This is a genomic window from Photorhabdus sp. P32 (assembly GCF_038085095.1).
Classification (GTDB): domain Bacteria; phylum Pseudomonadota; class Gammaproteobacteria; order Enterobacterales; family Enterobacteriaceae; genus Photorhabdus; species Photorhabdus luminescens.
Window position 1 is genome coordinate 17469 of record NZ_JAZGJN010000240.1, and the last position, 14938, is coordinate 32406.

Sequence of the window (14938 nt, forward strand, 5' to 3'; positions counted from 1 at the left end):
TTAGGCTAGCTTGCTGAAATAGTCTGATAAGGATAACTGTTATGACTGCAATATCATCCGGTAACACGATACATACCGGGGATGACCCACGTGCGCTGCCGGAATTCAGCGCACTGAAAGAAGAGATCGGTAAATTGAACCATCCGGCTCGACCTGATGTTAATTGGGCCAGAGTTGAACAACTTTGCCTGACGTTGTTTCGATTAAATGGCGTAGAGCTACAAAGTGCCGCTTGGTACACATTGGCCCGAGCTCAACGCGCCGGATTAGCCGGTATTGATGAAGGATTGGCATTGATTGATGGATTAGTGAGCCATCAATGGGCGCAGTTCTGGCCTCAACCAACTCATGCCCGGATTGAAATTTTCGCCTGGCTGGTTGCCCGTTTACAGCAGGTATTGCGTACTTGCGTCTTCTCTTATGTTGACTTGCCGTTCATTTACCGAGTGGAGAAGGTGCTTGAGCAGTTGTGCGAAGTACTTCAACGTCTGGAGCTGAAACATGTGAGTAAACTCGACAGCCTGCGTGTACAGCTTCACAACAGCGCCCGGCGATTAGAGTCTCTGGAGCAGGAAAAGGGCGCGGTACCGGTATCTCTCGCCTCGGCGCAGCCTGTTGAGAGTAATGCTATTTTGTTGCCCGAGGAATCCTCTTCGCCGCAACTGATCTATGTGGTACAGGAGACAACCTCATCAGTGCAGCCGCAAGTCAAAGTCGCTCAGGTCTTGACTACCTCGCGCTGGAAAGCTTGGCACGGTTTTGTGGCGGGGGTTGCATTTTGTGCGTTGGTTGTGACAGGCGGTTGGCTGGTGGACAGGATGCGGCAACCGTCCCCATTGGTTGAGGCTTTACTGGCGACGACGGCGCCATTACCGCAGACACTGCTTCCTGCTCAACTTGCCGAATTACACCAATCGGACAATGCGGCGCTACTGAGCCGGTTACAGGATAAAACGTTGGATGCGAGTCGGGCGCAACTGACACATTTAAACACTTTGCCGGGCTTGTGGCCTTTGAATTATGGCTCTCGGCTATTGCAACAGCTACGTACATTGTGGCCGGCCAGTCAAGCAGTACAGGATATGCAAAATCAGTGGTTACACCAGCGTGAGGCAGCGGCGTTGCCTATGTCGGCATTAGAAAATTACCATTTAGCTCAATTGCGTCTGCAACATCTGACAGAGCGACTTGATGCATTGGATGAAAAACGTGGTCGTTATCTCACCGGTTCTGAATTGAAGTCTATGGTGTTTGGTATTCGGCAGCCGTTGACGAATACTCCGCCGTTAGAAGAGTTGCTGCGTCAACTGGCGGAGCAAAAAAAGAGCGGTACCGTATCTCTGGCATTACTGATGCAAATTGACACCCGTTTTAGTCAATTGCTGAATCGCTATTATTTGTTGCTGAAAGTAGGAGGGTAGCTTGGTGGAAAGTAAGAAATTAACAAAATCGGGTTAACATGCTGATCATGAAAGGGGGGATGTTTTATCTATTTTTTATGGATGTTAAAACAGCCAGTGTAGAGGAGATGAGGTAAAATCAGATTTCATTGTTGCTCACTGGTGTATCATTTACACTAAACGAAATTTACTATCCAGATACGATAATGCTCCAACAACTAGAAACCGCAGACAGTGTGCGCCGCAAGATTGCTCCCCGGATGACTAAGAAACGCAAGGCTGAATTCGGTCAATTCATGACCCCTGCTAACGTAGCCTGTTTTATGGCATCCCTTTTTCCACCTAGCACTCTGCGTACTTGCCGCCTGTTAGATGCGGGCGCAGGAGTGGGGACATTATCGTGTGCTTTCCTTGATCGGTGGGTGACGGGTGGTTTTGACTTTGAGTCCGCTGAGGTGACGGCTTACGAGATTGACGACAACTTGTGTGGCTATCTAGCGCAGCACTTGGCTGGATACAGCAATGTGACGCCGCGTGTCATCGTGGGTGATTATATTGAACTGGCAACTGCCGCAGATCAGCAGGAGCAAGATTATACACATGCGATCCTCAATCCGCCTTACAAAAAGATTAACAGTAATTCAGCGCATCGACTGGCTTTGCGCCGTGTTGGCATTGAGACAGTCAACCTGTATTCGGCCTTTGTAGCGCTTGCCGTGTCTGAGGCGGCGCAAGGTGGACAGATCGTGGCGATCATCCCGCGCAGCTTCTGCAACGGACCCTATTACCGGCCATTCCGTCATTTCATTCTAGAGCGTGCAGCTATTCGGCATATGCACCTATTTGGATCGCGCAGCAAGGCGTTCAAAGATGACGAAGTTTTGCAAGAGAACATTATCATTCGGTTTGAATGTGGTGGTCAGCAAGGGCCAGTGACGGTATCAACTTCGACTGATGACACTTTAACCGACCTTGCTACCCATGAGTACCCATTTGATCGGATTGTATTCCCGGATGATCCCGAGCAATTTATCCATGTGCCCACGTCGCCGGAGAAAAGCGCCCTGGAGTTATCCTCGGCAATCCGCTATACGCTGGCTGACCTTGGTATCAAGGTATCTACTGGGCCTGTGGTTGACTTCCGGCTGAAAGCGCACCTGCACAGCATGCCGGGGCCGGGGACCGCGCCTTTACTCTATCCCGGCCATTTCAGCAGCAACGTTACTCGATGGCCCATAGAAGGTATGAAAAAGCCTAACGCTATTGAACGCAACATTGACACTGAAAAGTGGCTCTACCCAAGCGGTTTTTACTGTGTGGTACGGCGTTTTTCGTCCAAAGAGGAAAAGCGTCGAATCATGGCGAATGTGGTTGAACCAGATACATTTGGTGACGCGCCGGTACTGGGCTTTGAGAACCACTTAAACCTATTCCATGAGGACAAGCATGGTTTGCCCGAACGATTGGCCCGTGGTTTGGCTGTGTTCCTGAACACGACCGCTGTTGATGAGAATTTTCGACGTTTCAACGGCCATACTCAGGTTAATGCAACTGACCTCAAGATGATGAAGTACCCGAGCCGCGAAACTTTGATTGAACTTGGCGAATGGGCTATGCAGCAAGGAGAACTCACGCAAGCTATGATTGATGCCAAATTAGGAAACATAATCGAGTGAACGACAAAAACGACTATATCAAAGCGGCGTACCAGATCATCATTTCTTTGGGGTTGCCACGTGCACAACAGAATGAGCGTTCTGCTTTGTGTCTGTTGGCTCTATTGAACCTCACGCCGGGTAGTGTGTTGGTCTACGCGGGTGATACTGGCGACAAGTGGGGTTACTTCGACTCGGTACTGTTATCTGGGTTGGGTGTTGATGTAGATTCACACGGTAAGATGCCAGACGTGGTACTGCATTACACAGCGAAAAATTGGTTGTTGTTGGCTGAATCTGTTACTAGTCATGGCCCAGTTGATAGCAAGCGGCACGCTGAGCTCGCTGAATTATTTGCTGGATCGACCGCTGGTCTGGTCTACGTTACCGCCTTTCCGAATCGAAGTATTATGAGCCGCTACCTTGGCGAAATTGCATGGGAGAGTGAGGTGTGGGTTGCAGATGCGCCGTCCCATCTTATTCATTTTAACGGGGTGCGTTTCCTCGGCCCTTATGAATGAGTGTGCTGTGTGTGGATAGATATTGCGTTTATATCAAATTTGATATAGATTCTTGCTTGATATAGTTTTCTTATTCGGCTTTGGTGCTAATTAAGGTAGAAATTATGGAATTTATAGTGACGAAAAACCCTTATATTTCATCTAGCAATAATCCTAGCGAGGCAAATGATAAACATATTCGCGCTCAACTAATGGTGATCATCCGCAAAATGATTCAGGAGCGTGGTTTAAGTCAGGTAAAAGCGGCGGAGCTTTTGGGAACGACTCAAGCGAGAATTAGCGAGATCATTAATGGGAAGTTGGAAAACCACACTATTGATAAATTATTCGATATGCTAAATCGGCTCGGTTGGAATTTCGAATTTAGTTATCATGAAGGTGTGGTGACTGTCGCTGTGGATAAAATAATAAAAGTTGCGTAAATATGATAATGAATATCTGGTAAAGCTTTTATTAATAAGCGAATTATTTGTTATAAAATTAAGATCTAAACTATTCTGATAGAGAATATTTGGAAATCATGATTTTTATATTTGATGCCTTTTAATAACGTTGTTGAAATATATTTCTGGGTTATATTAAATATAACCAAAAGTTATATTACATAGAGGAGTCAGGTATACATTAAACTGTCACATAAGCCAGCCGGTGATTAACTTTGGTATATCGCCGGTTTTAGACGGTCTGACATGCTGATGGTAAGAGTGTATTCTTGGAATGTGTCTCGCCATCAATTTGTGCTAACAATGGGGTTAATTGGGAGCATAAGCTTGTTTGGGTGATGGGTAATGAAAGCTTTCAGGTTTCTTTATGTTGTACTTTGTCCCTCCTATTCTGTTGCCATTCTATGAAAAAATAACCTAACGGTTAATCCATAACATCATGGTTTTCAACCTTTTTTAAATACGGTGATTATTGCTGGCCATTTATTTGATTATCTGATTAGTCAGAAAAGATGAATTTGTGTAGTGACATGATAAAGAGTTTTGGTATTATAAGTTACTGTAAATGTAACACCGGTATATTATTGATCTTTACGTAAAACCGTTAATATTTTTTGTAAATGCTGACAAAAACTGTCACTAGTTTGTGAATAATGCTTGTAAGGGGTAATCGTGTTTTTCCGTGAATAGCAATAATATAAATAACGATAGGAATAGTTCAGATGAAATATGCCTTTATTACCGGTGCGACAGGAGATATTGGTTACGCAATTACAGAAAGATTATCTGAGGATGGTTTTGAACCAATATTATTATCGCGTACTCCTGAGCGCCTTGATAGTGCAATTGAAAAACTACGCAATAAATATGGCAGTCAATTTGCAAAGAAAATAGTTTGTGATGTTTCTAATCATGACGATGTTAAAAAAGCGTTTGACCAACTGGAAGATAATAAGCTGACAGTTCTGGTGAATTGCGCTGGCATTTCTGGTGGCGGTATTACTGCTGAAATAAGCCCACGAACTTGGCAAAATGTCATAAACGTTAATTTAAATGGCACTTATTTTGTTATACGTGAAGCTTTGACCAGAAAATTAATGTTATCTGGCGGCAGAATTATTAATATTGCTTCTACCGGCGGGAAACAAGGTGTTATTCATGGCGCGCCTTATTCTGCTTCTAAGCACGGTGTTGTCGGCCTGACTAAATCCCTGGGGCTTGAATTAGCGCGTAATGGTTCAGGCGTTACGGTTAACGCGGTTTGTCCTGGGTTTGTTGAGAGTGACATGGCGGAGCGTGTTAGAGAACATTACGCCAAAATTTGGGGCACTGATGTCGCAGAGGCGAAAAGAAGAGTAGAAGAGCGTGTTCCTATCGGAAGATATGTTGAACCTAATGAAGTGGCGGAAATGGTTGCTTATCTTGCATCTCCTCTCGCCGCGGCCGTAACCGCTCAAGCACTTAATGTGTGTGGTGGATTAGGTAATTACTAATTATGGACGGTATTTCTTTATCATCTGATTTTTTTGATCTTTGGATTATAAAAATCGACGATATTGATTTAGCTTCTATTGAACAGTTAATTCACCGTTCTGATATAGTTCGCCATAACCAAATTTGTTTAGCGGATAGAAGAAAGAGATTTATATTTAGACGGGCTGCATTACGTTATGTTTTGAGTCGGTATCTATCTGATTATGAAATCATAACGAATGATAACGGAAAACCTTATATATCCACGGAGCAAGACTTCAAATATTATTTTTCACTGAGTGCCTCTGGAAACTATTGTGCCATTGGTTTTAGCTCAAGTGAAATAGGTGTTGATATTGAAGTCACTCCTTCTAAGGTAAAATTTTCAGAAATTATTGAACGTTTTATTAAGGATAAAGAGCTGGAATATATGAAAGGTGTAATGTTAAAACAACTATCAGGAGTTAGTCTCGGATTTAACAACTATTATCATTTAATGTCACTATATTATTGGGTTAGACTTGAAGCATATATTAAATTATTTGCTTCGACTTTACATGAGAAATTATTGGTTAATAACTCTGATTCTGTTAAAGATATGAAAGAATTAGAGGCGAGCACATTATTGATTCATAGTCAGCAATTTGTTTGTGCCTTATCTCAAAGGAAAGTCATTTCTACACCAAATATCAAGGAAATAAACTATTCCGAAATTATAAGGAACAAAAATGAGTAATATTATTGATTTAAGTGTTCCTATAGATTGTGATTTTTGGGAACCTGAGAAAGTAACTAGGGGAATCGTTGATCATAAAGAGGGCGCCAATAAATTAGGTGAGAGTTATTTGTATTTCCATACCAGTTCATGGTGGAAAAGAGCCTTTGTAAAACTGTTTAAACGCAAAAAGTGGATTATTGATCACAATGATTTTCCTGATGGTATGGGATTATCACTGATGTATTATCAATTGACCACGCATACCGGAACGCATATTGATGCCCCCTATCACTATGGGTGGCATGAAGGGCAAGATCAGCCAGCGACAATTACTGATATTCCTTTGGATTGGTTTTATAGTCATGGTGTATTACTTGATTTTAGTCATGATAATCAGTCAATTGATAAACAGGCGGTAGAAAATCAATTAAAGAAAATTAATTATAAAATAAAAGAAAATGATATTGTCCTTATCAATACCGGAGCTGATAAACTCATGGGGACAAAATCCTATTTTACTCACTATAGAGCGATTGAAAGTAGTGCTGTTCAATGGCTAGTAGAGCAAGGGGTAAAGATTATTGGGACAGATGCATTTAGCTTTGATCGGCCATTCATCGAGATGATTAACGATTATAAAAAAACTGGGAATAAAGATTGCTTATGGCCATCTCATTTTATCGGACGAGATCATCCTTATTTACAGATAGAACGGCTTTGTAATTTAACCAGTATTCCTAAACCTTATGGATTTAAAGTGTGTTGTTTTCCAATAAAATTAGAGAAAGCAGATGCTTCATGGAGTCGAGTAGTCGCAATATTATAATAATAATATATAATTATATGGTAAGACGGGGGAAATATGAGCAGAAAAGAGACTTCAAGATCATACAACTAAATCTAATATGCCTTAGATGTTTAGAGAAAGTGCTTAAGGTATGAATTGTGCATTGCATGATTTACTTGTATCGAATCCACAAAGATATAGCTCAGTGTAAATTAATAATTAGAGGTAGAGTAGATACGCCGATTTAATCGGAAATTCCAGTGAGCAAGGCGATAAATAAGTTAGCAAAAGATATATTATCTTTGCTATGTTGTAATGTGAGCAGCTATAAGCTCTATGATAATAAATTTGTCATCTCCTTTCTGGATGATTTTTAAGAATAAATTGAGTTATTAAGAAAAAGCTTAATTATTCTATACACCTAATAGATTTCGAGTTGCAGCGCGGCGGCAAGTGAACGAATCCCCAGGAGCATAGATAACTATGTGACTGGGGTGAGTGAAAGCAGCCAACAAAGCAGCAGCTTGAAAGATGAAGGGTATATATGCAGATTGAAGGGAGTTAACTTAGTTTGGTTTAACCTGAAATATTTATATTATTCTTACAGTTTAAGTAGATGAAAAATCAGTGAAATAACCAAATGGGTATTCAAATGGAGTTATGGTCTGGTGCTTATTTTCAAAAGTTTTTGTTAGGAGATAAAAATCAAAAAAAATATATAACAAATGTAAATTTGAAGATAAATAAAGTAGTTTAATATTACTACTTGAAAATAATGATTTTCTTAAATGAAAATAGGTGAGATTTATATTAATAAAACTTGCCTGAATAAGTGTTTATTCTATATTTTATCGAGATAATTATTGTGATAATAAATAACAGAAATGAATCTCAACCGCGTAGAGTTGTGGTGACAGGGCTAGGTGTTGTCGCACCGACAGGTGTTGGCGTTAATGAATTTTGGAACAATATTCATAATGGCAAATCGGGAGTGATCGAATATGAGTGGGGAAGAGAAAGATTTGGTTTTAAAAGCGGAGCAATAGGAAAAGTTGACGGTAGCAAGAGTAATAACAAAGAGTTTGTGCTGAAAAGTGAGGGTAAATATCTTCAGTTTGCGCTAGAAGCCTCTGAGATGGCAATGCAAGATGCAAATTTAAAACCTTCAGACATTGATGGCCGGCGTTTTGGCGTTGCGATAGCAACAGCGATTGCCGATGCTGAGGGGATGGAAGAGTGTTTGCTCAGGATCACCAAAGGGGGTAAAGAGAATATTCACCCTGATTTAATTAAATTAGAAGATTATGACAGCTTTGATTTCAGCTCTGCCGCCACCTCTGTGGCGAAAAAATATGGCGCATCTATGTCCGTCAGTAACATATCAACCGGGTGTGCGGCAGGACTTGATGCATTAGGCATTGCGATGGAGCATATCCGTTATGGCAGAGCGGATGTTATGCTGGCTGGCGCCAGTGAAGCGCCGCTTTGTCCACTCTCTATCGGCTCTTTTGAAGCTTTAGGGGCGCTATCATCAAGAGAGCTGGAGAATCAGCAAGCAGCGACTTGTCCTTTTTCCCTTGAGCGGGATGGGTTTGTGATTGCTGAAGGATGTGGAATATTAATTTTAGAGTCTTATGAACACGCTAAGCAGCGTGGAGCGCATATCTATGCTGAATTAGCAGGGTATGCGTCCGTCAATAACGCTTATCATATGACTGACTTGCCTGCGGATGGAATGGCAATGGCGCGATGCATTGATATGGCATTGAAGGATGCCCAGATATCGCCATCAGCGGTAAATTATATTAGCGCTCATGGCAGTTCTACGGCTCAAAATGATATTAATGAATCAAATGCGATTAAATTTGTTTTGGGAGAAAGCGCATTTGATATTCCAATTAACTCATTAAAGTCAATGACAGGTCATGCTTTAGCTGCCGCTAATGCGATCGAGTCTGTAGCATTATGTCTGGAAATAGAAAAGCAGTATATTCATCCAACAATTAATTATCAAACGCCAGACCCTGATTGCGATTTAGATTATATTCCTAATCAAGGTTGCTCATATCCAATTAAGACCGCATTAAAATTATCGAGTGGTTTTTCTGGTATTCACAGTGTTATTGTTATGAGGGCAGTAGACAATGCGTAGAAGAGTTGTCGTTACCGGTGTTGGCGCAATACATCCTGATGGCAATGATGTCACCTCCATAAAATCAAAAGTCATGCAGAAGTTATTGGGCCAGGAATCGAAAAATAATACCACCGCAAGTTCTGTAATAAGAACATTGAGTGATTTCGATGGGGCAAAATATATCAATAACCGCCTAAGACGCAAAATTGATGAATTTTCGGCTTATGGTATCGTCGCCGTTGAAATGGCATTAAAAGCGAGTAGATTGGATGTAGATAAGCTTGATCCCAATCGCGTTGGCATATATGTCGGAAACTGTTTTGGCGGATGGCAATATATTGAGGATGAAGTTAAAGCGCTCCATATTGAAGGCATAACGGGAATGGGACCTTATGTTGCCACAGCATGGTTCCCTGCGGCGCTTCAAGGGCAATTGTCACTGCTTTATGGTTTTAGCGCACAATCTAAAACGTTTTCCACCTCCGATGTGGCAGGGATGCAAGCAATAGGCTATGCAGCGGAAGCGATTTCTAATGGTGTTGCGGAAGTGATGTTATGTGGCGCGTCAGAGCATCTTTCCAGCCAATTAGTTAAAAATTTGCTGGAGAAAGCGTCAAACCAAAAACACTCTGAGGTTTTTGGCGAAAAACGGCCAGGAGATTTTTCCGAAGGCGCTGCATTTCTAGTGCTGGAAGAGAGGCAACATGCTTTAGAACGTGGCGCTTCGATATTGTGTGAATTAACCGGTTTTGTTGATTATTTTGCACCGGATAAAAATACCAGGGATAACACCTTAGAATATACTGCTGAGCTATTTAACCATAATGAGAATGCTGTGTTTATTATGGATGGAATATATGATGATGAAAAAGAGATAACGAGTAAGGCTTTCTCAAATAAAGAGATAAAAACATCATTTATAAATCTGAGACCCTATTTGAATAACCAATTTTCAGTCAGCGGGGTAATTGATTCAGTGCTGGCATCATCATTTTTGTCAGAAAATAACGGGGATGGAGATCAACAATCTAATAAAATAAATGAACTTTCAAATACTAACCAAATAATAATTCAGCGCTTTAGTAACCAAGGTCATGTATGTGCGTTGAGTTTTTCAGCAATTTAATCTCTAAAATATTTAATTACGCGAGGAAAAATATATGAATAATAATCCAGAAGTAAAAATAAGAACGATTTTGTCTCTTTTTCTTAACGTTAATATTGATGATTTCAATATGGATGCAAACCTTGCTGATGCCTATGATATGGATTCTACGGAATTGGCTGACTTGGCAAAAGAGATTACGAAAGAGTTCGGTATTTCTGTGACGAAAAGTCAGTTCAGTAATTGGGAAACAGGAAGAGCCGTTCTTGATTTCGTCTCATCAAGTTTAAACGATAAAAATTAATTGCTAATTAAAGGGAAACAGAAATGAAACTAATCTCTATGTTGTTACATTCAGAGCATGATAACTTACATCATGATTGTATTGTCACTAAGGATTATCATTATACAAGAAAAGAGGTCATATCTTCTGTTTCCCATTTAATTGACGATTTACTTAGTCGAGGAGTGCAAAAAGGTAATAAAGTCATTGTTATATTTGAACATGATGAATTAGGTGTTTTCTTTTTAGCTGCCGCCAGTGCTATGGGGTTGCATTTATTAATGCCCTATAATTTATCATCAGCGACAATCGATGAATGGATTAATTTCACCAATGAAGTGCAATACGATTTTGTTGTTTATCTCAAAAAAGATAAACATTTTGTTGGAAAATTAAAAGAAAACAACATTAATGTGATTGATATTTCAGATCATAAGCTCGGCGTTAGTGATGATATTGCGGAAATCCCAATGATAACTTATTCTCCGCAACCTATTGCTAACTTTATTGTCCTGTTTACCAGTGGGAGTACAGGTAAACCGAAAGCCATTAGTATTTCAGAATCGTTAGTATGTCGTCGAATTTATTCGGTGACCGAGAAATTAAAATTTACGCAAGATGCCAAAATATTCATGTCAGGTTTGTTGAATAATACAACTGGAGTGATTTTTTCTTTCGGCTCATTATTACATCAATCAACACTTTTTATACCCGAAGATAGAAATGTAGAGAGATGGCCTGATTATCTTTCTCGCAATAAAATCACTCATATTATGTTACGCCCAGAATCAATGAAATTATTCGTTAAATCGACAGCAGAACTTAATATTGATCTCTCTTGTTTACGGGTGGTTGCTTATGGCGCTGCGGCGATGCCTCCTAGCGTACTTGAGAAAGGGCGCCAATTAATTGGCTGTGAATGGGTGCAGGGATATGGGTTAAGTGAAACTTATGGTCCTTTCTGTTGGGTAGGTGAGCAAGATCATCGTGATAAAAGATATCTCAATTCAATTTATTGTGTTGGCAAGATTGATAATACATTGGAAGTGGCAGTTAAGCCTATTATAGGCTCATCGGATAATATCGGAGAAATTATACTAAGAGGTGAAAGTATTATGGAAGGATATTATGATGTCCTTTCTGGAGAAATAACGCCTCCTGATGAATGGTTTGCCACTGGCGATCTCGGTTATATAGATGAAGAAGGTTATTTAGTTTTAAAGGGACGTAAGCAAAATACTTTTATGAGTGCTAACGGACATAGAATTTATCCTGAAGAAATTGAATCTATCTTATCCCGAATACCCAATGTGAATGTGGCTACGGTTGTTGGTTTTTCTTTCCATGAAAATGGTGTTGCTATTGATCAGCCGGTTGCTTGCATGAGTGGAGAGATATCGAAGAAGTCATTACCTGAAATTGAAGATATTATTTCATCATTTTTAATGAGTAAACTTAGTCGAGAAAAATGGCCGGATTGGTTCTATGTTACTGATGAATACTTTCCAAAGAGCCATAATGATAAGATATTGAAATCAGAGTTAATTAAATCAATCGATCCTAAAAAATTATTTACATTGAGGAACCAATAATGAATTATGTAGAATCACATTCAATTGTCTGTAATGCTCAAATAGAAGATGTATATCAAATTATTATTAATTCTGATAAATGGCCGGGAATATTTGAACCCTGTCAGGAAATAAAAGTGCTCTTTAGAGATAAAGAAGGAGAGAAAATACAAGTTAAAGCCTTAATTAACGGTATTTTAATGCAGTGGGAATCAGACCGTAAATTTTATCCAGAAACATTCAGTATAAAATCGAAACTGAATCCGCCAATGACATTAGTTAAAGAAATGGAAACGTCATGGCGCGTGATTAAAATTAATTCTCAGCAATGTGTGCTGCTGTTAGAGCATTTGTATGATCTTGAGTCTGAGATCACTGGGTTAATTGATGGTGTTGAAACAGTAGAACAGGCACACGAATTTATCAGTAAAGCTATTGATAATAATTCAGTTAAAGAACTCAAGAACATAAAAAATATTGTAGAGTCAGCAGAAGGTGTAGAAAAAATATTAAAAGGAACGATTACCCACTCAGCCGTATGTGAAGCGCCAGCGCAGCAGGTCTATGCTTTGGTTAAGGATGTCTCTTGTTGGACGGATATTTTTTCGTTCTGTGATGGTGCGGAAGTTTTAAATAGATCAGGCAATGAAGAATTGGTTGAAATCAAAGCAAAACAAAATAATAAAGCAGTAAGTTGGCAAACGAAACGATATTATTTTGATGCTATTTATCGGGTTGACTATGTTATGCCTACACCGATGCCATTATTCAAAACAATGTCTGGCAGATGGCAAATCATTCCCATTAATGATCAACGCTGTATTTTAACAGTACAAAGGAACTGGACTTTATTAGAAGATGTCAGTGGTATCGTTGATGGTATCGATAATCATGACCAGGCTAATTCCTTTGTTATCTCATTTATTAATGATAATACTCGAATGGAGATGGATAGTTTCAAGAGCCAGGTAGAAAGTCATAAAAAATCAAATTTATTAACTTTCTCAGCAGGATATTATATTCCTCACCAAGTTGATGATGTTTATAATATATTTTTAAATATCAATGACTGGGGTAAGATATTGCCTCATTGTGATTCAGTAAAAGTCATTTACAATGATGATAAATATCAAGAATTTAATATGGAAGTATCAACACCAAATGGAAATGAGACTTTCCGTAGTATACGATTCTGTGATGCAGATAATTTATCGATTGAATATTTCCAACCAGAGCCGCCTTTAGTATTAAAGTCTCATAGTGGTTCATGGCGGATATTTAATAAAGGAAGCGGTTCATTCATTGTTTCTAGTCATGATGTTGAGTTAAATCATGATTTATGTGCAGTTAAATTTGGTACAGAAGATAAAGCAAAACAACGAGAGATAGTAAAAAATGCTATTTCAGAAAATAGTAAGAAAATGGTCTTTGCCTGTAAAGAGTGGTTAGACGCTCGTATTTAGTAAATCAAAGGAAAGTAAGATGAATAATAAAAATAAACCCAATAGAATTTCGCCAGAACTTCTTGCTACTTGTGGTTATTTTATGCCAAGACTATTTTTCTTAAATTCTCAATATGCTCCCCAAGTTCATTGGGGAGATGTTGTTGCGGCATTGAGTCATTTTTCAGAGGGAAATTTAGACTTATCCTCTGAAGAGTTTTGGTATGAATGGATGATTAATTGGTCAAAAGTGGGTGATAGCTATATTAGTATCGCAAACTCGGCTAAAAGTGAAGTCAGCCATGTTCGTGCTTTGAGGAGTGCTGCTGCCTGTTATCATTGGGCCGAATTTATGTATTTCAGTGATAGGAGCAGAAAGATACAGCTCAGAGAGTATATTCGTTCATGTTTTTTATCTAGTATAAAATATAGTGATTTGTTAGTTGAACATCAGTATATTGTCGTCGATAAATTTCATATGCCGTTTTTCCTTATATTCCCTAAAGGGTATAAAGAAGAAGAGAATCATCCTTTGCCTTGTGTTATTTTATCCAATGGATTGGATTCAATGACTGAAATTGAAATATTATCTTTAGCCGAGTTTTTCTTGGGGAAAAATATGGCGGTAGCTATATTTGATGGACCAGGACAGGGAATAAATCTTGGAAACTCACCAATAGCTATCGATATGGAATTATATGTTTCTTCTATAGTTAAATTATTAGAGGATGACGCCAGAATTAATAGTGATCTCCTCTGTTTCTTAGGAATTAGTTTTGGTGGTTATTTTGCTCTACGCGTTGCGCAAAAAATTGGCGATAAATTTTGTTGTATCGTCAATTTATCCGGTGGACCTGAAATAGCAGAGTTTGATAAGTTGCCAAGAAGGCTTAAAGAAGATTTCCAGTTTGCATTTATGCAAGATAATAATTGTATGCAGTCTCTTTTTGATGAAATTAAATTGGATGTCTCTTTACCTTGTAAAACCAAGGTTTTTACTGTTCATGGTGAATTAGATGATATATTTCCGATCGATAAAGTGAAAAAATTAGATCAGTTATGGGGTGATAATCATAAGTTATTATGTTATGAATCTGAGGCTCATGTTTGTTTAAATAAAATAAACGAATATATGATACAAGTTTCAGATTGGGTTAGTGAGCAATTTTGGCTGAATGGCTATAAGAAAGGCTAACTTATTTTATACTATACCTAATAGATTTCGAGTTGCAGCGCGGCGGCAAGTGAACGAATCCCCAGTCACATAGATAACGATGTGACTGGGGTGAGTGAAAGCAGCCAACAAAGCAGCAGCTTGAAAGATGAAGGGTATATACCCAATGGATTTCAAGATGCATCGCGACGGCAAGGGAGCGAATCCCCGGGAGCATAGATAACTATGTGAC

Annotated in this window: 13 protein-coding genes; all 13 read left to right on the forward strand. The window is 39.3% G+C overall.

Annotated features, from left to right (window positions below):
* Nucleotides 1–41 precede the first annotated feature (41 nt).
* The 13 genes from V2H77_RS07915 (at nt 42) to V2H77_RS07975 (ending at nt 14727) form a co-directional block, all read left to right on the forward strand.
* Nucleotides 42–1421, forward strand: coding sequence for a VasL domain-containing protein (locus V2H77_RS07915; protein ID WP_341498373.1), 1380 nt, complete (start codon nt 42–44; stop codon nt 1419–1421).
* A 185-nt stretch (nt 1422–1606) separates the two neighbouring features.
* The gene (locus tag V2H77_RS07920) at nt 1607–3076 is read left to right on the forward strand and encodes an Eco57I restriction-modification methylase domain-containing protein (protein WP_341498374.1); all 1470 of its coding nucleotides are present in this window, start codon (nt 1607–1609) and stop codon (nt 3074–3076) included.
* Nucleotides 3073–3576 (forward strand): BsuBI/PstI family type II restriction endonuclease, encoded by a 504-nt coding sequence (locus V2H77_RS07925; RefSeq protein ID WP_341498375.1) that lies wholly within the window; start codon nt 3073–3075, stop codon nt 3574–3576. Before V2H77_RS07920 ends, V2H77_RS07925 begins: the two co-directional genes overlap by 4 nt.
* Before the next feature lie 104 nt (nt 3577–3680).
* Entirely contained in the window at nt 3681–3998 is a 318-nt protein-coding gene (locus V2H77_RS07930; protein WP_341498376.1) for a helix-turn-helix domain-containing protein, read from the forward strand.
* Between the two features lie 743 nt (nt 3999–4741).
* Nucleotides 4742–5512, forward strand: coding sequence for an SDR family oxidoreductase (locus V2H77_RS07935; RefSeq protein WP_341498377.1), 771 nt, complete (start codon nt 4742–4744; stop codon nt 5510–5512).
* 2 nt (nt 5513–5514) lie between these two features.
* The gene (locus V2H77_RS07940) at nt 5515–6228 is read left to right on the forward strand and encodes a 4'-phosphopantetheinyl transferase family protein (protein WP_341498378.1); all 714 of its coding nucleotides are present in this window, start codon (nt 5515–5517) and stop codon (nt 6226–6228) included.
* Entirely contained in the window at nt 6221–7036 is an 816-nt protein-coding gene (locus V2H77_RS07945; RefSeq protein WP_341498379.1) for a cyclase family protein, read from the forward strand. The genes V2H77_RS07940 and V2H77_RS07945 overlap by 8 nt, the downstream gene beginning before the upstream one ends.
* Before the next feature lie 826 nt (nt 7037–7862).
* The gene (locus V2H77_RS07950) at nt 7863–9149 is read left to right on the forward strand and encodes a beta-ketoacyl-[acyl-carrier-protein] synthase family protein (protein ID WP_341498380.1); all 1287 of its coding nucleotides are present in this window, start codon (nt 7863–7865) and stop codon (nt 9147–9149) included.
* The gene (locus tag V2H77_RS07955; RefSeq protein WP_265380251.1) at nt 9142–10257 is read left to right on the forward strand and encodes a beta-ketoacyl synthase N-terminal-like domain-containing protein; all 1116 of its coding nucleotides are present in this window, start codon (nt 9142–9144) and stop codon (nt 10255–10257) included. Before V2H77_RS07950 ends, V2H77_RS07955 begins: the two co-directional genes overlap by 8 nt.
* A 34-nt stretch (nt 10258–10291) precedes the next feature.
* Nucleotides 10292–10540 (forward strand): acyl carrier protein, encoded by a 249-nt coding sequence (locus V2H77_RS07960; RefSeq protein ID WP_265380250.1) that lies wholly within the window; start codon nt 10292–10294, stop codon nt 10538–10540.
* Nucleotides 10541–10563: 23 nt separating this feature from the next.
* Nucleotides 10564–12111 carry a class I adenylate-forming enzyme family protein gene (locus V2H77_RS07965; protein ID WP_341498381.1) on the forward strand — a complete coding sequence of 516 codons (1548 nt, stop codon included), beginning with the start codon at nt 10564–10566 and terminating at the stop codon, nt 12109–12111.
* On the forward strand, nt 12111–13553 hold the full coding sequence (locus V2H77_RS07970) for an SRPBCC family protein (protein ID WP_341498382.1): 1443 nt from the start codon (nt 12111–12113) through the stop codon (nt 13551–13553). Before V2H77_RS07965 ends, V2H77_RS07970 begins: the two co-directional genes overlap by 1 nt.
* A gap of 19 nt (nt 13554–13572) precedes the next feature.
* Nucleotides 13573–14727, forward strand: coding sequence for an alpha/beta hydrolase family protein (locus tag V2H77_RS07975; protein WP_341498383.1), 1155 nt, complete (start codon nt 13573–13575; stop codon nt 14725–14727).
* The last annotated feature ends 211 nt before the right edge of the window (nt 14728–14938 follow it).